This window comes from Psychrosphaera sp. B3R10, from assembly GCF_018861025.1.
Taxonomy (GTDB): Bacteria; Pseudomonadota; Gammaproteobacteria; order Enterobacterales; family Alteromonadaceae; genus Psychrosphaera; species Psychrosphaera algicola.
This window is the reverse complement of the sequence record NZ_JAHKQH010000044.1, coordinates 36,285-58,721: the sequence shown is the minus strand read 5'-3', so window position 1 is coordinate 58,721 and position 22,437 is coordinate 36,285. Positions and strand designations below refer to the sequence as shown.

General features: G+C 41.8%; 9 protein-coding genes. 7 read left to right on the top strand and 2 right to left on the bottom strand.

Going from position 1 to position 22,437, the window contains the following annotated elements; translation table 11 throughout:
* Nucleotides 1-142: 142 nt before the first annotated feature.
* Nucleotides 143-1,411, bottom strand: a complete 1,269-nt coding sequence (locus KO525_RS16960; RefSeq protein ID WP_215965027.1) for a polysaccharide lyase family 1 protein — start codon at nt 1,409-1,411, stop codon at nt 143-145.
* 241 nt (nt 1,412-1,652) lie between these two features.
* Between KO525_RS16960 and KO525_RS16955 the strand changes: the two genes are divergently transcribed.
* The 4 genes from KO525_RS16955 (at nt 1,653) to KO525_RS16940 (ending at nt 13,318) form a co-directional block, all read left to right on the top strand.
* On the top strand, nt 1,653-4,586 hold the full coding sequence (locus KO525_RS16955) for a TonB-dependent receptor (protein ID WP_215965026.1): 2,934 nt from the start codon (nt 1,653-1,655) through the stop codon (nt 4,584-4,586).
* Nucleotides 4,587-4,615: 29 nt separating this feature from the next.
* Nucleotides 4,616-12,325, top strand: a complete 7,710-nt coding sequence (locus tag KO525_RS16950; RefSeq protein ID WP_215965025.1) for a pectinesterase family protein — start codon at nt 4,616-4,618, stop codon at nt 12,323-12,325.
* Nucleotides 12,326-12,655: 330 nt separating this feature from the next.
* Nucleotides 12,656-12,946 carry a hypothetical protein gene (locus KO525_RS16945; RefSeq protein WP_215965024.1) on the top strand — a complete coding sequence of 97 codons (291 nt, stop codon included), beginning with the start codon at nt 12,656-12,658 and terminating at the stop codon, nt 12,944-12,946.
* A 168-nt stretch (nt 12,947-13,114) separates the two neighbouring features.
* Nucleotides 13,115-13,318: a hypothetical protein gene (locus KO525_RS16940; protein ID WP_215965023.1), complete on the top strand. Its 204-nt coding sequence runs from the start codon at nt 13,115-13,117 to the stop codon at nt 13,316-13,318.
* Between the two features lie 246 nt (nt 13,319-13,564).
* On the opposite strand, the gene KO525_RS16935 is transcribed toward KO525_RS16940, so the two are convergent.
* A complete protein-coding gene (locus KO525_RS16935; RefSeq protein WP_215965156.1) occupies nt 13,565-16,273 on the bottom strand; it encodes a TonB-dependent receptor in 2,709 nt (902 codons plus the stop codon).
* Between the two features lie 600 nt (nt 16,274-16,873).
* On the opposite strand from KO525_RS16935, the gene KO525_RS16930 reads away from it, so the two are divergent.
* The 3 genes from KO525_RS16930 to KO525_RS16920 are packed head-to-tail and all read left to right on the top strand — an operon-like array spanning nt 16,874 to nt 22,357.
* On the top strand, nt 16,874-18,340 hold the full coding sequence (locus KO525_RS16930) for a glycoside hydrolase family 28 protein (RefSeq protein ID WP_215965022.1): 1,467 nt from the start codon (nt 16,874-16,876) through the stop codon (nt 18,338-18,340).
* A 34-nt stretch (nt 18,341-18,374) separates the two neighbouring features.
* On the top strand, nt 18,375-19,817 hold the full coding sequence (gene uxaC / locus KO525_RS16925) for a glucuronate isomerase (protein WP_215965021.1): 1,443 nt from the start codon (nt 18,375-18,377) through the stop codon (nt 19,815-19,817).
* A gap of 35 nt (nt 19,818-19,852) precedes the next feature.
* Nucleotides 19,853-22,357, top strand: coding sequence for a glycoside hydrolase family 88 protein (locus KO525_RS16920; protein WP_215965020.1), 2,505 nt, complete (start codon nt 19,853-19,855; stop codon nt 22,355-22,357).
* The last annotated feature ends 80 nt before the right edge of the window (nt 22,358-22,437 follow it).

Below are 22,437 nucleotides of genomic sequence, written 5' to 3'. Positions count from 1 at the left end.
TGTTAACGACAGCGACAGCGACAGCAACAGCAACAGCAAACCCACGTATCCATGTGGGAATTCTCCATAAAGTTTCGATGATTGCTATGACTTTAAACTGAGCCTTCAAGCTAAGCCTTCAAACCAAGCTTTCAAGCTAAGCCTAGTTTGAAAATTCAGCTTGATAGCGTTGAAGAGATCCAATTTGCTCATTTTCATGATCAATAATGCCCGAAGTCACTTTTTTACCTGCCAAAGTATCAACCAATTGCATTAAAACTTCCTTATCAACCGAGTCGTGGAAGTTGCCCTGAGCAGTTTTGAATGCACCGATATCTCTTGTTGTGATTAGAGCATCAATAATCGATTTTGCAGACTGATTTGTCTCGTTTACATGCGCGAATCTCTGTGAGGCCGAGTTAAAAATAGACTGAGTAAATAAGCTAGGAACAGCAGAAGGTTTGATTTTTTTCTTTTTATTGTCTCTCACAATCACGCCAAGTAAATTATCATCAAGCCAGCTTTTACCATAATAGTCATTGCCACTAATATACGCCTGCGCCGATGTTAAACGGTCACTAAACCATAAATCTAAAAAGCGTTCAGCTGTTGTATTTGGCCCTGGTAGATAATAGTTGTTTACCAAGCTGAAGCGGCCATTTTCACTGCCGTACACCGAGTTTTGTCCCCAGTTATAAATGACGTTGTTTACCAACTCTACATATTCTTTATCGATTGGGTATGGCGATTTAAGTCTATGGCCATTTAATCTGGGTGTTCGGCTTTTATGATTGGCAATAAGGTTGTTAATGAATGACGCGTTTTGCCCGCCCCAAATACCACCGTAACCATGTTCACCTTTTGGGTGAATCGATTTGTTCAGGCTATTGGAAATAATTGAATATTGCAGAGTGAAGTTTTCATTGTTGTATAAACTGGCGGTTTCGTCTGTACCCCAGCTTATTGAACAATGATCAACAATAACGTTTTTGGTATTTCGAACGGTAAGGGCATCCTCAGCATATCCATAAGTCCCTAAACGAAATCGCATGTGTTGAATAATCACCTCGTCAGCAGATACCACAAATGGTGCACCCACAATAGCAACGCCGCGGGGCGACGATTGGCCTTCGATGGTGACATGGCTGTTATTTATCTTAAGGGGTTTTGATAACTTGATAACCCCCGAAACTGCAAACTGAATAATTCTCGGGTGTTTTTGTTTTAAGGCATGACGCAGTGATCCTGCAGACTCATTATCCTCCAGTGTCGTTACAACATAAATCTCACCACCGTGGCCACCTTGAGTATATTTGCCAAAACCTTTTGCGCCAGCGAATGCAAGCTTGTCAGTTTGAGCAAGCTCAAACGAATGACAACTGATAGGTCCAAACAATAAAGTCTGGAGCAATAAAAACAGCACAAATTTCATAAATGGTTGACCTTTAATCGAGAATTCTGCAAATAAAAATAGATGTTGACATCTTATGAAACATAATGCTAGTTTTTTATGCCACCGGTGGCATAAAGTTGATTTGACACTTAATTAGTGGTCCACGGTGTAATAACTTTTATAAAAATAAAACAGCAAGTGGCGCTAGGATTTGAGTCACTTTTTCTAACAGGTAATCAATTTTTCGGACCTCATTAAGTCCGGATAACGGGGAGCAGGCATGGCTAACTTTCCTTACAGAACGGTAGCGTTGTGTATGGCAGCTGCATTACAAAGTAATGCATATGCGGATGAAGACAATACAACAAAAGCGCAAGAAGACGTTGAAGTTATTGAAGTTCAAGGCGTAAGACAAACGGACTTAAAAGCTCGAGAGCTTGAGCGATTGAAAAAGGGTCTGAGTTCAATAATCGCCAGTGACGATTTGGGTAACTTTGTCGATCAAAACGTAGCTGAATCGCTACGACGTTTGCCAGGTGTCACACTGCAACGCAGTGAAGGTGAAGGCAAATTTGTTTCAGTACGTGGATTAGGCCCAGGTTTTGTGTCGGTCAATATCAATGGTTCTGAGGCATCTGGTAGCGGCGACGAACGTAAAATCGGATTAGACGCCTTGCCAGCAGATATGCTTGGCACAATCGAAGTTCTAAAAACTTTAACCGCAGATCAAGATCTAAACTCAATCGGTGGTACGGTTAATGTTAAAACAATTTCCGCGTTTGACCGTGGCAAAACCAGCGCAAAAATTAAAGTTCAAGATTCTTATTCTGATCTTCGCGGTGAGCACTCGCCAAAGATCAGTTTTGATGCAACCCAATTTCTATTCGATAAAACGGTAGGCATTGGTTTTGCTGTTTCTCACGAAGAACGTAAAACTCAGGTCGATGAAGACCGCCACCACAGCACTGGTGAAATGAAGTTTTTGACTCAAGACGCTGATGTCGATCCAAATCTAACGGCGGAAGAGAAAAAAGCCGAGCTTGCTTCAAGACCTGAGATATTAACGCCACGTCAGTTAGAAGTTCGACGCGAACTTGCGGGAAGAAAACGCTCTGCAGCTTCATTAAATTTAGAGTTTAAACCAAGTGTAGAGAATCTATTTTATTTTCGAGGCAACTACACGCGCTTTACCGATGACGATGTTGCGCTTAGGGAGTTTTTTGATTTCCAAGATGCAGGTTCTGTTGGTAGTGGTGAAATCGCCGCGGTGAATCCAAATAACTTTGAATTTGCATTGACCGATATCGACGTTTTCCACCAGTATTTTATTCAAGAAAGTGAAACGGTTCGAACGTCATTTAGTGTCGGTGGTGAAAACTTAATTGCCGATACGTTTAACATTGCCTATGAATATGCTGAATCAAAGAGCGAAGACGAATCACTTGGTGACCGCAGAGTTCAATTCCGTGAACGTGACCTTGTGGTATATGGGCGCGGTTCTGGTGATGAAATCGTAGGATATCCTATCACCCCCGACAAAGCGGCTGAACTTGGTGGCTACGCTTATACCGACGGAATGTACGGGACTTCGGCATCGGGCGACGCGACGGACCTAAACAACTTTGAATTTGACAATTTGTTTTTAGAGGGCGGTACACGCACCGATGACATCAAAACGGGTAAGTTGGATGTCACCGCTTGGCTTGACCTCGACTTTTTAAGTTACATTAAAGTTGGCGCAATGGTAACTGAACGAGTACATGCTCGTGACAAAAACCGTTGGAGTTTTGATCCATCAGCTGAAGACTGTAATGGCAACGAAGCGTGTATCACTGCGGTTAACTCAACTCATGCTGATTATGCCTCGAGTATTCCTGAAAACAGTAACTTTTTATTCCCATTTGTTTCACAACAAACCGTTGAAGATATTGTCAATGCAACACGTCAAACCGCGGCAGTGGCAACGAATGGTGAAGTCTCGATAGACAGTACAAAAGACGATTATACGATTACTGAAGATACCAAAGCAGTATATGTGATGGCTGAAATTCCAATCAATATTGATATGACACTAACCACTGGTGTCCGTTATGTTGAAACGGATTTCTCATCTACCGGCTTTTTATCTTTAGAAAACGATGACTTTGAATTTAATGGCGCTGGTGGCGGTAACTTAGATATTGCGGTTCCACTACCTGACTCGTCAATTAATTATTCAGAGTTTTACCCGAGTGCACACTTGCGGTGGGAACCAACCGACGAACTATTAGTACGTGCTGCAGTATGGACAAGCTTTACTCGTCCATCCTTCAAACAAGCTAGGGGATTCGCTAAATTCGATAGTGACATCGAGTTGTGCCCACCGCAAAGTGCCGACTGTGACGATGCGCAAGGAAGTGCGACATTATCACAGCTGCAGGATTATATTTTAGGGTCAAATAACTTACTTGATGTCGGTAACCCCAATTTGGTTGCTATGACGTCAATTAACTATGACTTATCGTTAAGTTATTACTTTGACGAAAATCTATTTTTAGAAGCGGCGTTATTTTACAAAGATATCGACAACTTTATTGTTGATGTCAGTGGTGTATCAAGATCGCTTGATGAACTGCCTTTATCTTTGCCAGTCTCACAAGTTACCTCGTTTGTTATTCCCCACGATTTAACCCTAAACCAAGTGAACATTACGCTAAACGGTGAAAAGGCCAAGGTATTTGGTGGTGAGTTTAGCTTTAATAAATACTTTGAAAATGGTTTGTTTGTTCAAAGTAATTTCACTGTTTTAGAAAGTGAAGCGCAACTTGACCCAACTATTCGACTAGACCCTGTGCCTTTGCCTGACCAAGCAGACTTAACCGCAAATTTAAGTTTTGGCTGGGAAAACGACGATATATCGGCACGCATTATCGCCAATTATCGTTCAGAAATTTTGGAAGAAGTCGGTTCGTGCCCTGAAGGGGTCAATGTCAACGATTATACCGAGTGTAAATTGTGGGCCGACCGTTACCAAGACGAACTATCGACAGTCGATTTCAAATTCAAATACCAAATCAACGGCGCTCTGTCTGTTTATTTCGATGCTATCAACCTCACTGAAAATCAAGACCTACGTTATTTCGAAGGTAATGAAAAAAGTGGTGGGAACATTATGTATCAAAAAGAAAACTACGGCCGCACCTTCCAACTTGGTGTGACTTACAAGTTGTACTAGGCAGAAAGACGCAAGTTAAAGGTTAAATTATGAATAATTTCAATAATAAAAATAGTAAACGAAATATGTTTATCAGCTTCCTGACTGCATCCGTATTATTCGGTTGTGGGGCGGAGAGCACTATAAATGTGAAAGAGCCGCCACCAAAGGCGCTTACCGGTAAGTTTGTCGACAGTCCAGTACAAGGTTTAACGTACAATTCGGATACTGTGGTCAATGGCACGACAAACGAAAATGGCGAATTCCCTTATTTCCGTGGAGAAATAATTACCTTCTCAATTGGCGACTTTGTCTTTCCATCGGTGCCAGTTGCATCGGTGATGACGCCACTTAATTTGTTTAATGCTGATACTGCATTTAGTCAGCCGGTGGTGAATACTTTAAGGTTATTACAATCACTCGATACTGATGGCGATGCCAGTAATGGAATAACAATTAGCGAAGATGCCGCGGCAGTGGCAACAATGACACTTGCGCCGGATCAAACGATTGAACAGTATTTCAATCGCCCAGCAGATGAATTTGCTGCGGATGTTGAAACTTGGTTACCAGCCGCTGGCGGTGCCGCAAGTTTAGTCAGTTATGATGTCGCCGTTGGCCATTTTGTCAGTTATTTAGAAACCGAATTTGGTACGTTATTTGGCAGTGCTTTTAACGTATCTGCGTTTACGGGTAGCGTATTTAACCCAGCGATTGTTGGTCAAGCTGCGGTATTAGCAAATTACAATTTTACCCCAGCTGATGATACTGGCTTGACTGGTTCATATACCTATACAGCGTCGGATTCAACTGAAGTATCGGGAACCTACCATTTTGAGTTTGGCCGCCGAGTACTGACCTTAACCGCTGGCGATGAAGTGACATACTTGGTATCGCGTTCATACAATACCGTTGATGACGTATACAGTTTATGTGTTGAATCAAAATCCGATAAAGGGTTGGCGTCGGTAGTTGCTGCTTGTGCAGAAAACGACGATGACAAGTTAAACTTACTCACATTTAGCCAAGCCCAAGCAGACGCAGAATTAGTTGGTTTGTTAGAGCGAGAAGACGAAGTTGGTTTTGAACTGATAGAAGAATTCAGCACTACAACCGCAGACTTTTTCACTTCTAGCTATCAATCGCTGTCAAAAGAGTTAAGTGACAAACCCCTATATGTAAAAACGGGGGGCAGCCCAGTGCTGGACTCTGACGCGGGGACATTAACGTTAGCTGGCGCACGTTTTTCAGTGGGCAATGCAGCAGAAGATTTACTTCGTCAAACTACCGAAAGCGATACATTTAGTACCGGCATTTACAATATTAGCGAAGGTTTTACCTTGAGCTTTGATGTAATCGCCCATAATGGCGCTGGTTCGTTGTCTCTTTACGTTGATAACAATACAACGGGTCAAGCCAACTCGGTTCATGGTGCGCCATCTAAGTTTTACGGGAAAGATATCAACGAGGATAACAACCCCGTTGGCCAAACTTTTACCTACACGTATGTCCCGGGACAAGATGTAGTTACTGGTACAGACCTGACGCACATTGATGCTCGAGGTGTTTTAGATACATCAATTACCAATTCATTTTTCCAATTTAGAACGGATAGTGCGGGTAGTATTACCATCGACAATTTGAAAATTGATACGGTAGCGACTGCGGTTGACCCTTCAGATAACTTTATTCCACCGTCAAAAATTGTATTTGAAGACACTGTTGATTTTACAACAGCGACGACGGAAAGCTTATTTAGCCCAGCGTTTTTATCCACAAGTGGTGCAGCTAGTGAAACCGATGATTTAGCATTATTTGTGCGAACTGGGGGCAATGTTGCCGTTGTTGATACAGGTATCGAGCTAAACGGTGGCCGCTTCACTATGGGTAATTATTTACCTGGCACTGAAACCACAGCGGCTGATTTATTGGCAAGTGGTGTGCTTGATTTAAGCCGTCCATACCAAATTGTAATGGATATTGTGAGTGTCAGCGACGCCGAGGGGGATAATACCTTTGAAGTGTACGTCGACAATAACACGAGCTCATCTGCAAATTCGATGCATGGCGAGACCTCACGCATTTTCAAATCTAATATTCTAGATTTAGCGGTTGGTGAACTGGTAATTCCAGGTAACGATATTGGTACTGAAACGTCGTTTTTACAATTTAGAACCAGCAGTGATGGTATTGTCGTATTTAACAATTTACGTATTGAATACATCGTTGAAGCACCTGCAATTAAGGTCGCTTTGCCTTATTCAGTAGACTTCACTACGACCACCACAGCAAGTTTGTTCACGCCAGAATTTGCCGCTGTTGATGGTGATGTTGGTCTAACTGGCGACGATGTTGCAATGTTCGAACGCACAGGCGGCAATGTAGATGTTGTAGACCAAGGTGTGCTGTTAGATGCAGGGCGATTCACAATAGGTGATACCAAACCAGAAGTGGAAACTACGGCCGACGATACCTCGACTCGGGGTGTATTTGACCTGTCTCGACCTTACAAAATTAAACTAAATGTGATTGCAGCTTCAAACTCTGTCGATGGAAAAACATTTCAAGTTTATGTCGATAACAATACTTCGAGCAGCAGTAAATCGATTCACGGTGGTAGCTCAAAATTCTATCAAGTTGTGCCATCAGAGTTGTCCACTGGCGAGCTTGTCATTGAAGGTATGATTGCAACGTCACAGTCGTTTTTACAGTTTAGAACGGAAACAGGTGCGTCTATAGAGTTCAACAACTTGAGCATCGAATATGACGATCCAAATGTATTTTTTGAAGAAAGTTTTCCGGTCAGTGACAGTGGTTTTTATACCCCTGAATACCGTGCACAGGCGAGTGATGATACTAAAGGAATGTACACTAAAACGGGCGGTACGGCTGTAGTAACAACCGAAGGCACCCTCCTTTTGGACAGCGCACGCTTTACGATAGGTGACGTTGCTCAAGGTGTAAGTAGCACAAACGCAGCCGATGTTGTCACAACAGGTTCGTTTGACTTCAGCAAACCGTATAAAATCGTTATGGACGTATTAAGTGTGAGTGAGCCTGTCGCCGAAGATCAGGGCAACAGTTTCATCATTTATATGGACAATAATACCAGTAGCAGTGGTAGTTCAATTCATGGTGGTAGTTCCAAGTTCTTTAGTGTCAAACTCGCTGAATTAACCCCTGGAGAGTTGGAAGTTGAAGGCTTTATTGGAACACCAACGTCCTTCTTACAACTTCGCACTGAAAGCGGTGGTGTTGTTGAAATTGACAACTTGCGATTCGAATACATCCCAACAAATCTTATTGTTAGTGAAGATTTCAATACAACAATAGAAGAATTGTTTACGCCGGCTTATTTAGCACAACCGATTGATAATTCAATCGCGATGTACAACGTCACCGGCGGTGGCAGCGGGTTAACCATTACAGACGGTCAACTGACATTAGATAGTGCACGTTTTAGTATTGGCCACAGCACACCAGATGTTGAAACAACGGGTACGGATGTTTTAACTACCGGTGTGTTTGATTTAAGTGTGCCTTATAAAATTATCATGGATATTGTGAGCGTCAGCGAACCTATCGAAACAGATCAGGGCAACAGCTTTATCGTCTATGTAGATAACAGTTCGAGTAGCAGCAGTAAGTCGATACATGGTGGAGCATCGAAATTCTATAGCCAAAAAATTGCTGAGATGACAACGGGCCAACTTGAAATAGATGGCATGTTAGCGACTCAAAGCTCATTTTTACAATTACGCACGGAAAGCGGCGGTGTAGTGACAATCGACAACCTGCGTATTGAGTATTTAGAAGCGCCAGATACATCAGAAGTCGCGCCAAAAACGTTAGATTGCACAAAACGTACAGACTTATATTTTTGTGACGACTTTACCTCTGGCACGCTGGATAACTGGGACATTAACGCGGCTGTTGGCAATTTAGATGGACCGGAAGGAAGCTTTGCTGTTGTTGATTTAGATGGCAACGCGGTAATGCAATATACCGCAGGGAGTGTAGGGGGTGTTTTAGCAACCCTGAAGACGTCGGCAATGACGTCTGTTCCTGCAGCTGATTACTTTGTGGAAGCAAAGATCAGGCCGCGCCAAAATGGTACAACAGCCAACAAACAGTTGTTCTTGTTAGGTCGATATGTTGATGATCAAAACTGGTACGGAGGTGGTATTAACCTGCAAAATTCACCGTCTTCGACTCAAGCTGAAGTTGCAGTTAACCTAGCGGACGCACTAAGTCGTCCCGTCCAAGTAAAACAGCCGTTTTACTTAGGTGAGCGCGATGGAACAGATGATGGTGTTTGGTATCGTGTTCGTTTTGAAATGGTCGCCGGTGATTTGAGTCTGTACATAAACGGTGAACTTAAAGGAAGCTTTAACGACACGAACTTAACAGCTCAAGGTCTTGCGGGTATTTTTACTTACAACCGCTCATTTGAACTAGATGACTTTATGATTGGTGATGTAGCCAATAAACCTATTCAGCTCACAACCGATTATACGGAAGCGAGTTGGTCAGGTGCGGCTGGTGGCGTGCCGCTCGTGCTAAATGTGTCGGCATTGTTAGGGGATGGTGTTACAGCAGATAAAGTTACCGCCATCACGGCAGATGGTGATATCGCAACAGTATTTGTCTTAGGTTCGACTGTCACAATAAGTCCCGTAGCTGAAGGCACGACGACGGTAACATTAGTTTCTCATGCCGATGCGACGATTACCCAAACCCTAGAAATTGAAGTAGGTGCGTCTTTCATCGAATCGATGACGAATTACGGGAATATATCGACGAAATTAAGCCCATTACCTGCTAGTTTCAGCCAACATGTTGACACAAATCTAGTGATTGAATTCGACACCGCGCCGACGTTGGGTACTGTAGGCCAAGTTCGTATATTTGATTCGGCAACGGATGAATTGGTTGATGAATTGTTGTTAGCCGGAGACGTTAATACATTGGGGTTAACGTCTGATAAAACACGTGTTGTTAAATATCATCCAATGCGGGTTGAAGGGAACAAGCTTGTCTTAACACCTAGTTCAGGCGCACTTGATTACAACAAAGAATATTATGTCGTGATCGGCAACGACGTGGCTAACGATACAACACTTAACGGCATAGATTTTGACGGATTAGGTAAAGAGGCTGGATGGACATTTTCAACACGTTCAACTCAACCTTCTGGTACCGAATTAGTGGTTGATGACGACGGTGCAGCTGACTTTAGAACACTTCAAGGCGCGTTAGATTACGCCATGACGGATAAAGATACGCCGATGACTATTACCATCAAAGATGGTGTTTATAATGAAATGTTGTTCTTGAGAAACAAAAACAATCTTACTATTCAAGGTGAAAGCCGTGAAAATACGATTGTTCAGTATGACAACTTTGATGGCTTCAATGGTGGCTCAAGCGGCCGTCCAGTGTTCTTAGTTGAAAGTGCTGACATGTTAGTTCTTAATAACTTTACGCTGAAAAACACCCATATGCGTCAAGGCTCTGGTGACCAAGCGGAAACAATTTATTTCAATAGTAGTTATCGTTTGGTGGCTAACAACATGAACTTTATCAGTGAGCAAGATACCTTGTTGATGAAAGGTTATGCTTGGTTTTATAACTGTTTAGTTGCCGGTAATGTTGACTTCATCTGGGGTTATCCAGTAGCGACACTATTTGAAAACAGTGAAATTCGCACTATTGGTGATTCAAAAGATGCGCCGGCTGACAGTGGCGGTGATTACATTCTACAAGCCCGTGTTGCAAATGTTGATGATCCGGGTTTTGTGTTCTTAAACAATACATTTACGAGTGGCCCTGGTCCTAAAGGTAACAACGTATTAGACGACTCAATCTACTTTGCGCGAAGTGCCGGTAAGACCGATGCGTTTGATAATATTGTATTGATTAACAACCGATTGGGTGCCCATATAAGTACTAAAGGTTGGTACACAAATCCAATGCCAAATCCGTCTGATGCGTCAGCGGTTGCCGGTTGGCGAGAATACGGCAGCATGGACTTAGAAGGTAACTCGTTAGATATCTCTGGTCGTGAAGCAAACGTGGCATTTGAATTGTCTGCTCCAGAAGCGGCTCCATACTCAGATCGCGCCTCAGTATTTGCATCTTACAATGGCGGTGCAGGATGGGAACCAACACCACTTGACGCACCGGTTATAGCAGATGTTGTTGTTACTACGCCAGATGGTGATGGCGGATTTGGTGGTCACTTAATGGAAGTGACCGGTGGTGCTGGTGGTACTGTGGTCACGGTCGACAACGGTGTGGCGTTGCAAAACGCCCTTGCTTCGGCAAAATCTGCGGGCACTCCAGTAATTATCTATGTTGATGGTACGATTACTCCAGCCAATAGCGGTAACTTGACGGGTAACATTAATATTAAAGATCTTAGCAATGTATCAATTGTTGGTGTCGCGAATCGCGGAGAGTTCGCTGGTATCGGTATTTCAATGCGTCGGACGAGTAACGTTATTATTCAAAACTTAAAAATTCATGATGTACCAGCTTCGTTTGGAGATGCGATTGGAATTGAAGGTGATGACAACGTTGCAACGGGGAATATCTGGGTTGACCACAATGAGTTACATGGCAACTTAAACGTTGGGAAAGACGACTACGACGGGTTATTTGATACAAAAGCAGGGGCAACTCACGTGACGTTTTCTCACAACTATGTTCACGACCATTACAAAAGCATGTTAAATGGCTCAAGTGATGACGACAGTGGCGAACGATTTATAACATACCGTCATAACTACTTTAATAATTTAGAGTCTCGTGTACCGCTGTTCAGATATGGTTTTGGTCATCTGTATAACAACGTATTTTCAAACATTAATTCAAGTGGCATTAACTCTCGAATGGGGGCTGAATTGTTAATTGAAGCGAATGTATTTGAAAATGTGCAAAATCCAATTGTGTCGTTTTATTCAAGAGAAATTGGTTTTTGGAACGTCCGTGATAATGCGTTTACTAACGTGACTTACACCACGCCAGATACAGGAGATGCGGTTTATTCTCCTGCGGATGGTTCAACATCGACCTATGAAGTTCCATACGACTACGATACCTATTTATTGCCAGTCGCCGACGTCAAAGATTATGTGCTAGCGAATGTTGGCGTAGGAATTGTGGACCAGTCTGAATTAGACATTCCTGATGTTGCAGACCCAATCGTGGATGGTGGCAATGATGACCCAGTCGTTTATGCTGTGTTACCAATCACCGAAGATTTTGAAGTTGCTAGCGCAGACATTTTATTTAGCAATGCCTATAAAAACCTATCCGGTAGCGCCGGTTCAGGCACAGCGATGTATCATAAAGTGACGGGGACCGTGTCGGTTGCTGACGGTCAGTTAACGATAACTGGTGCTCGAGTGAGTATTGGCAATACAACACCTGGCATCAATACAACTGCAGCAGATACTGAAACAACCGGTATTTTTGACTTAAGTAAGCCGTACCAAGTCACCTTTACGGTGGCGAGTGTTGCTGACGATACCTCACGTAATTTCCAACTTTATGTTGATAACACAACATCAAGCAGTGGCAGTAGCATTCATGGTGGAAGCTCTAAGTTCTACTCTGTGGCCCTGAGTGACTTTGTGGCAGGCCAAGCCTATACAATTGATGGATTAGTTGCTACATCAACTTCCTTCATCACATTGCGTTCTGAAGGCGGTGCGACCATCAGTTTAGAAGATATCTCCATTACCTATAAAGATTAGGTTGTGAAGTAAAGAAGTTGTAAAAGAAACTGGAAGTTGTTGTTGTGATAAAAAGGAGCGATAAGGATATCGCTCCTTTTTTTTTGTCTGCTCGAAAGTCTATGCAGCGAAGCATGAAGGGTTATTTTGTAAAACTTGATAAGTAGGATATCGATTATATACTTTGGTAAAAATATAAGGGGTCTTCAAACAGAGTATTTTTCTCTGGTTAAGATATCGAGCTACTAAAATCGAATGTAGTTTATTTTTACATTACCGCTAATTTTATTATGCAAAGAACTATCCCTTTTTAGCCGAGTTGGGCGTTAATCTAAACTCACAGAGGTAACGATGACAAAACTCATACTGACATTAATGGTTTTATTGTTTTCACAATATTCATTTTCAGCCTTAGCACCAAAATATCAAAACATGAAAGACTTTGATGTAATGATAAAATTTATCAAACAACATGAAAAAGTAATGTCGACGCTCAAAACCGTAGACTTTGAAAACTATAGCATCTATTTTGGCGCTGATTGCAAAGTTACCTTTGAAAGAAAAGATATTCCAAAACCTTCTGGGTGGGCAGGTCCTGCCGATCCTCTCGTGTTCAAAGCATCGAGTTGTCGTTTGAACTGATCATTAAATACAAACCATTGGGTTACGACATTAACTCTCTAAAACATTAAATTAGTGTAAAGTAACCCATGTATCTCAATCGAACGGTTGCATGGGCCCTACATGTTCACCGATAATGACTAAAGATTAAGTATTTTCGATATATGAATGAAACAACGAGGTTTACCAATGGCAAAGTTTGATGAAAGAGTAGAAGCGTTACTGGCAAAGCATCCCAGCTTATCGAAGGATGAAGCAATTAAAATAGTAACTGATAAAAACGAACGTAAAAAGAGTAGGAGAGAAGAGAGAAACAACAGAAAAAATGCAGAAATCGTAGCGGAAACGACTGTTGAAAGTGAAGTCGAAGGTGATGTTGAAACGACAGAATAACTATAGAGCAAAATATTATCCAAACTTGCACACCATTTAAGGTGTGCATTGAAAGCTTAAAGAACGGCATAAAAAAATGGGGCTTAACCCAAATTCAAAGTCCTTGTCATTTTCCTAAACTTCCCCTGTTCGTTGACATTTTATTTCGAACTTTAAAATTCTCAGCACTTAGTTTGTGGCACCAAATTTCATCCAATAAAAAAGCCGCTATAAAAGCGGCCTTTTAAAGGGAGATCGTTTTGCGAGTTACATCACGTAACGTGCGCCAAAGAAGTACGTTGTACCCGTATGATTATACTCACGCATTAGGTCAAGAGTACCGTCACCCGTTGTATACAAACGTTCGTATTCGTCTGTTAAGTTCAGCACTTCTAATGTAAACGTTAGGTTTTCATTGAAGTTGTAGAATGCAGAAACATCTACGTGTGTCGGTCCAGTTGTGCCATGTTCAAGGTTACCATTGCTGCCCGTGAAGTCAGTAATGTAGTCATCACGTTTGTTCATAGAAACACGTGCTCCGTAACTTTCTTGCTCATAGTACAAGGTAAAGTTGTAAGAGTTTTTAGACATACCCTCAATTAGCTCAGCATCAACAGACGTATAGTTCGCTAAGATACCTAGGCCATTAAATGGTGCAGGTAAAAACGATAAAGGCTGTTGGTATGCAATCTCAAAACCAGTGACTTCATTTGTGCCTTTGTTAAACGGGATACTATGAATATAAGGCGTTGTGAACGGATTTTGTGAAATTCCAGCTTCGTATTGGTCATCAGAATTAATAAAGTCGTAGTATGCTGGATCTACAAGTTTTTCTTCTGTTTTACTTTCAATAAAGCCATCAAGTTCTTTAGAAAAATACGTTGCTGCAATTAACGCTTCTTCAGCAAAATACCATTCAAAACCTAAGTCCATGTTGTTCGATGTAAATGGGTCAAGACCTGGGTTACCCGTACTTACTGTCCCGTTGATGTAGTCAAAACTTGGGTTACCAGGGTTTAGTGACCCTAGGCTAGGACGTGTCATCGACTGAGATAAGTTAAAGCGAACAACTAACTCATCTGTCGCATCTAGCGCTAAGTTTAATGCCGGTAAGAAGTTGTTATAACTTTCTGAAATTGTAATAGTATCTACGCCTGCAGCTGTTGGTACATAACCAGTTGCCGTTGTTGTTGTTTCAACAAAACGACCACCAACATTAGCGCGTAAAATCATATCGCCAACTTCAAATTCAGAATTCGCTTCTACATAAGCTGCTGTCGTTTCTTCTTGAACTTGCCAGCTTGAACCAATTCGAACATCCCATTGAATGCCCGCACCATTATTCATGGTATCTAACAGTTGAGTCTGAATTTTCGAGAAATCAGCTACAATAAAGGCGTCTAAAGGACCATCAAATCCTTTACCAAAGTCTGAATATGGGAAAGGTGTACTAAAGCCATCCGCTGAGGCTTGATCGTCGAAGTTTTTAATTTCAGTCTCATAGTAGTCAATCACGCGGTCATTCATTGCGATACCCGAAACAATAGTGAAATCGTCCATTTCATAAGTTAGGTCGAGTTTCATCGTATCGTTTTCACGCAATGTATCGCCCGCTCTTAGACGACCGTCAGTCAGATTGTATTTACTATCGTCGTTTACGTCATAACCAAAAGACGTTTTTGGCGCATTGGCGTTATCGCTAAAGTCGAAACTATACGTGTGTGAGTCTAAGCTTGTCATATTGTAACGATATTGCTCAGAACGTGCGTCAGACTTAGCCGTACCAACCATTGCATTAAGTGTTAACGCATCTGAAATATTGTACTTACCAGATAACACATATTGGCTGAACTCAGTCGTTGATAGCTGTTGTCTACTTTCAATTCTTGAATGAATACCTTCGTAAGTACCGGCAACGACTTGCTTGCCATTTTCATGCACTTTGATTGCTGTTGGTGTAATTTGGTCAAATGTACTGCGGAACTGTTCAAAGAAGTTGTACATAGTACGTTCATTGTCTAACGTCGACTGTAAGGTATCAAACGTAATCTCGATGTCGTCAGTTGGACGCCATTGAATCGAACCGGTAATACCTAAACGGTCTTGAACATTACCAAAAAAGTCAGGACGAGGCAGGCGTGGTGTCCAAAGACAGTTGACCGGATGTGTTGCGTTGCCATCACCATCGGCACAGGCCGCAGGTGTTGCACCGGTCATGACTATATTGTCAGGATCAACATATGAACGATTGCCATCTTTTACTGGAGTTGTCCAACGTACAGTACCGTAACCTTCTTGACGCACGGTTCGAGTTGATTGCGCTAGAGAGAATAATACGCCGACCGTATCGTCTGCAAAAGTATTGCTGATCATAAAGGCTAAACGGGGGTCAGCTTCGCCCGTTACGTCGTTGTAACCCGCTTGGCCAGACGCCATAACTTTAAAACCAGGATTATCAAACGGTTTTGCTGAATATAGGTCTACAGTACCCGCTATACCGCCTTCTTCCATTCCGGCTGTTGGGGCCTTTTGAATGTCGATTCGATTAAATAATTCTGAAGCAAATACGTTGAAGTCAAACCCGCGACCGTTGTTTACACCGCCGCCGGAGTCCGTACCATCAGTACTAGACGGTACTTCCATTCCGTTTAAGGTAGTGCGAGTAAATGACGGGCTTAGGCCACGTAAAGTGATTGCACGGCCTTCACCACCTTCACGGGATATTGCAACACCTGTTACACGCTGCAAAGACTCAGTAAGGTTTAAATCTGGGAATTTACCCAAATCTTCACTCATGATGGTTTCTTTAGAGTTTATTGTTTCGCGTTTCTCAAAAAGGGCGCGGGACAAAGAGCCTCTAAAGCCTTTAACTTCGATAACTTCGACGTCTGACTTGTTTGTTTCTGCATCTGACTCATCTGCGGCGATAGCAGTGAGTGAAGTTGTTAAGCCTCCTGCCAGTATCATTGATGTCATTAACCTGTTGAGTTTGTAATTTGACTTCACGATGGTCTCCTCGTGTTTTTATAATTATTGTTAAGCTAAATTTCTAAATTGTTTGTGCTGTTTTTATACGCTTCATGTTTATTCTGATTTTAATGTATCTCCGGTTTCAATATTCTATTTTTTAAAATGCCACCGGTGGCACAAGATTCATTTAAGCTTAATTTTTTAGTGCTTGTCAATAGTCTAGTTTAAAAAATGTTCATATATTTTTTTTGTTTGAAATTTAATGATTTATTGCATATTACGATCTAAGAAAAATTAATGTAAATAAATATTTTCAATAAATACAATTATTTAGGATGTTTTTTAGATAAAGGAAACTAAAATGTTTGAAAGTAGGGTTTGACACCATACCCCATTTCTTGCCAATATTGACAGTTGTTGCCACCGGTGGCAAAATAAATCAATGCACAGTGAGTAAATCGTTCAACAAATTGGCATGTATATGTTTGTAATTGCTCAATAATACATGACTAATTTAGGTTGCTCGGTAGGAAAATTTAAACAATACGGTTAGTTTAAATAATTATATAAAGCTCTCTTTTGTCTAATTTTAGGAGCATTTTTTGAATGACAAAAATTTCATCTTCAGGGTTAAAGCGCCGTAATTTGATTAAAGCTGCAGCCGCCACATCGGTTTTTTCGGCCCTAGCCACTAACCAAGCGCTTGCATCTTGGTTATTTAAGCCACAGCAATCACAGGATGATTGGTTAAAAGCGGCGGAAATACGCGCCAATGCCGTAGTGCCTAAGTTTAGCGATCAAATTTTTAAACTTGCTGATTATAAGTTGGCAAGTGATTTAGATGACGAACTTTCATTTCACCGCGCGATACAGGCGTGTCACAAGGCCGGTGGCGGACGGGTTGATGTTGTCAGTGGGCAATATATAACTGGCCCTATCCATCTGTTATCTAACGTAGAGCTGCATTTACAAAAAGGGGCAGTAGTAAATTTTGTTACCGATCCTAAGCGTTACTTACCGGCCGTTATTACACGTTGGGAAGGTATGGAGTTGATGGGGTATTCGCCACTAATTTATGCTTATCAGCAAACAAACATCGCGATTACAGGGAAAGGCACACTAAATGGTGGTGGCAATAATTCAACGTGGTGGCCGTGGAAAGGGCCTCATAAAGAAGGACATTGGGATCTAATTGCAGGTGAAGATCAAAAACCTGCACGGATGAAATTAATGGCTGATGTAGAGGCTGGCGTGCCGGTATCTCAAAGATTGTACGCGGATGGCGCATTTCTAAGGCCACCATTTATCCAACCTTATTTATGCCAAAATATTCTTATTGAAGATGTCACGATTACCAACTCGCCATTTTGGTTGGTTAACCCTGTCTTGTGTCAAAACGTGACAGTACGGGGCGTTAACTTTTTCAGCCACGGCCCTAACTCAGACGGCTGTGACCCAGAATCATGCGATCACGTTGTAATTGAAGATTGCTTGTTTGATACCGGTGATGACTGTATTGCGATTAAATCGGGGCGAAATGCTGACGGGCGCAGAATTGGCGTACCGAGTCAAAATATCGTAGTACGTAATTGTTTGATGAAAGAAGGGCATGGCGGAGTTGTCATCGGTAGTGAGATTTCCGGCGGGGTAAACAATGTTTTTGTTGAAGACTGCCAAATGGACAGTCCACACCTTGAACGCGCAATCCGCATTAAAACAAACTCCATTCGCGGCGGTGTTATCGAACACCTTAGATATCGCAATATCAATGTAGGCAAAGTTAAAAACGCCATTGTTGTTAACTTTTATTATGAAGAAGGCGATGCGGGTTCTTTCGACCCAACCGTGCGTGATGTTGTAATTGAAAATCTTAAATGCGGCGAAATTCTAAATCAACCGCTTAATTTACAAGGGTTTGAGCGCAAGCCCATAACCGATTTTCATCTTAAAAATTGTGAATTTAACAATGCTAAAAAATCTTCCGTTGTCCGAAATATTGATAATTTTACATTAGACAACGTCAAGATTAATGGCCAAATAGTTAACCAAGCTACGTTATTAAACGTCAGCTAATTCCCGATTGGGATAGGCAGTACAGGATAAATGAATGAGTAACCAACGCCAAAAATTAACATTGCACCCTGATAGATTGTTTTCGAGTGATGACAAGGTCATTGCTGTTGCAAGAGAGCTTTATACAGCAATAAAAGATCTGCCTATCATCAGCCCACATGGTCATACGGACCCCAAATGGTTTGCTCAAAATAGCAATTTTGAGAACGCAACAGACTTGTTGATCCGTCCCGATCACTATGTTTTTCGCATGTTGTTTAGCCAAGGGGTCAGTTTAGAATCCCTTGGTATCCCGCAACAGGGTGAAAAAGGTGATTTAGATGCATCTCGACATGTTGATCCAAAAGCAACCTGGCAATTATTAGCGGACAATATGCATTTGTTTGCAGGCACGCCGTCGGGCTATTGGTTAGATGATACGTTCGCTAATGTATTTGGTTTTACCGAAAAGCTGTGTAGCGACAATGCACTTGAATATTATGACGAAATTAACAAACAATTAGCGACACCTGAATTTACGCCGTTGGCGCTAATGGACCGATTTAATATCGAACTTATTGCGACGACTGAGGGGGCATTAGATCAATTGCCACACCACGTTGCGCTAAAAGGTACAGCGTTTGAAAGCCGCGTGATTACGTCTTTTCGTCCTGACGACGTCGTAGATGCGAGTCGCGAAGACTTTAAACAAAACGTCCAACGACTTGCTGAAATGACGGGTGAAGACACAACACTATGGACGGGTTACTTAGCGGCTATTCGTAAACGTCGTGCCTATTTTAAAGAACATGGGCGTGCTACGGCGACAGATCATGGCCATCCAACAGCCCTCACTGCCAATTTATCTGCAAGTGAATGTCAGGCATTGCTTGATAAAACCCTCGCGGGGGAGGCGGATGAAGGTGAACAGGAGTTATTCCGAGCTCAATGTTTAACGGAACTTGCCGGAATGAGTATTGAAGATGGGCTTGTTATGCAAATTCATCCGGGTGCCCATCGCAATCACAATCAACAGTTATTTGACCGCTATGGTCGAGACAAAGGTGCTGATATCCCTAGCCAAACGGAATATGTGAACGCATTAAAGCCTTTGTTAACAAAATTTGGCAATAATCCAGAGCTGAATATAATTTTATTTACCCTCGATGAAACGACTTATAGTCGGGAACTTGCGCCATTGGCAGGTCATTACCCAAGCTTAAAATTAGGTCCAGCCTGGTGGTTCCATGACAGTCCGGCTGGTATGTTACGTTTTCGTCAACAAGTGACTGAAACAGCAGGTTTTTACAATACGGTTGGTTTTAATGATGACACGCGCGCGTTTTTGTCTATTCCAGCTCGCCATGATGTGGCTCGCAGAGTGGATTGTCGTTATTTAGCTGAGCTGGTAACTAATCACCAGATCACAATCGACGTTGCCCATAAGTTAGCTTACGAACTGACTTACGGCTTAGTTAAAAAAGCATACAAATTATAATAATCAATAAAGTTGCTGGTTAGGAAGTGAATGATATGACATTAGAAAAAAGAAGCAAAATGTCGCTTATGGGTATTTCAACACTCACATTGTTAATGGGGTGTAGCGGAAATTCAACTATGGAAAATTCCGAAAAACATGATGACTCTAAAGTGGCGACCGCAGAAGTACATAACCCTTCAACATTCGACCGTCCTGATGAGTCAATTTATTTTAGTTATTACGATTTGGGATTGCCTGCCAAATTTAATAAGGCTTTGGTTTTTAAACGAAATGACCAAGTTTTAAATACTCAGGCGATCGATTCTGATTTTGACGGAAGCTTAGATGGTGTTGTTGTTTTAACATCAATGGCAAGTCGCGAAACATTTCAGCTTGACGCTTTTGTTACGAGCAATCCGCACATAACTGCTCAAAATAAACGTACTCAAGCTGAAATCTCTCAAAAAGAGGGGGGCAAATGGCAGCCTCATTCTCGTTATCCAAATAGTAAATACCAAGAATACGTTGGTGGTGATTTTGTCAATGTGGATTCGGTAACCTTGCCACCAAGCTATAATGATCATTCATTTTGGTTGCGCTATGAGGGCCCAGGTATTGAGTCTGATAAAGTAGGTTATCGGGTTTATCTCGATTGGCGTAATGGCTTTGACATTTTTGGCAAATTAACAGAACAACCGATATTACAAAATGTTGGTTTAGATGGCTACGACTCTTACCATGAGAAACAAAGTTGGGGCATGGACATCCTGAAAGTGGGAGATTCTTTAGGTAGTGGTGGTTTTGGCTTATGGCACGATAATAGCGTTGAGCGCATTACTAAAGCGGATACCCGCGGCGTGACTATCGATGCTAATGGCGATGTTTATTCTGCATTTACGATAAATTATGGTGGATGGCAAAGTGCCGTTGGCAAGCAAGACTTAGCGGCAAATATTTCTATGTCTGCCGGCAGTCACTTAGCCAACGTTACGTTAAATTTTGAAACTCCAATTGCGACAATGGCCGCGGGCATCGTTAAGCATAAAAATACAGAACTCATTACAGGTGATATGGATATCACAGGCAAAGCATATACCTATATTGCAAGTTGGGGACCGCAGTCGCTCGATGGCAGTAACTTGGGCATGGCGGTATTTTTCCGTAAAGAAATGTTGAAAGAGGTTACGACAGATAAGCACAATTACCTTGCGATTTTGACTCCCAAAGGAAATTCGATTCCATATAATAAAAATACGCAACAACTTGATTATTCGTTTGCAGCGTTATGGCAACCTGAAAGTGGCATCGCAACAAAGCAAGCGTTTGAAGTTTATTTAAAGCAACAGGCGGAACGTCTAACCGTTAAACCACGAATTAGACTAAAAACAAAATTAAGTGATACGGCAAAACAATCACCTATCGATGCCGAAGTTGCTCTATCATGGGCGAAAAAACTGGCCGATAGTGAACTTAACCGTAAATCATATACTTATGAATATGACGGTTGGGATGTTAACCGACGACGTTTACCTAAATTTGAATACGATATTGTTGGTTTATACCCGCATACCTTAAATAAAATCACGGAAATAACAGGTGATAAAAAGTATCAACAAGCGCTACATCGCATTACAGGCTCATTTATCGACGCCGATGGTGGCATAAAACGCTATAAAATATCAAACTACAATATCGATGCCGTCGCCCCTGGGCGTGCTGTCTTGAAGTTGTACCAACTCACTAAAGACGAAAAGTATAAAAAGGCCGCGGCGTTAATTCGTCAACAATTAGTTGAACATCCTAAAACAGTTGAAGGGGCTTTTTGGCACAAGAAAAAATACACTTCTCAACTTTGGTTAGATGGCGTTTATATGGGCATGCCATTTTTAGCGGAATATTCAAACATGTTTGAAGATGGTCACAGTTTAGATGAAGTCATTAAAGAGTTTACGTTAACCTATAAATATCTCCGCGACGCTAATACAGGTAATTATTACCATGCCTGGGACGAACAAAAGCAGCAAGACTGGGCAGACAAAAACACTGGATTGTCTCCTGAATTCTGGGCTCGAGGTATGGGATGGTTAGCAATGGCTCTAGTCGACGTACTTGAATTGATTGATGAGTCTGAAACCGAATTGCGCGCTCCTCTAGTTGCAATTTCTAACGATTTAGCAAAAACCTTAAAATCAAATCAAGACGCAACAGGTACGTGGTGGCAAGTTATCGATAAACCTGGGCAAGTTGGTAACTATCGAGAGTCGAGTGCATCGGCCATGTTTACGTATTTTTTAGCCAAGGCAATTGATAAAAACATCATCAGTAATCAATATCTACCGATGACAAAACTTGCCTATGAAGGGTTAACAAATGAGTTTATTTTAGTCCATGACAATGGCGAAATAAGTTTAACAAATATTTGTTATGTTGCTGGACTTGGTTTTGGTCGCGATGGCAGTTATCAATATTATATGAATGAGCCAGTTGCCAAAAACGATCCAAAAGGAACAGTACCGTTTATGTTAGCGTCGTTAGCGATGTATGAATTATTAAAATAAACTGGCGATAATGACTAATAACGTTATCAATCCAATAACGATATACGGCACAAAAATAAGCATAAAGAAGTCCAGGTCTC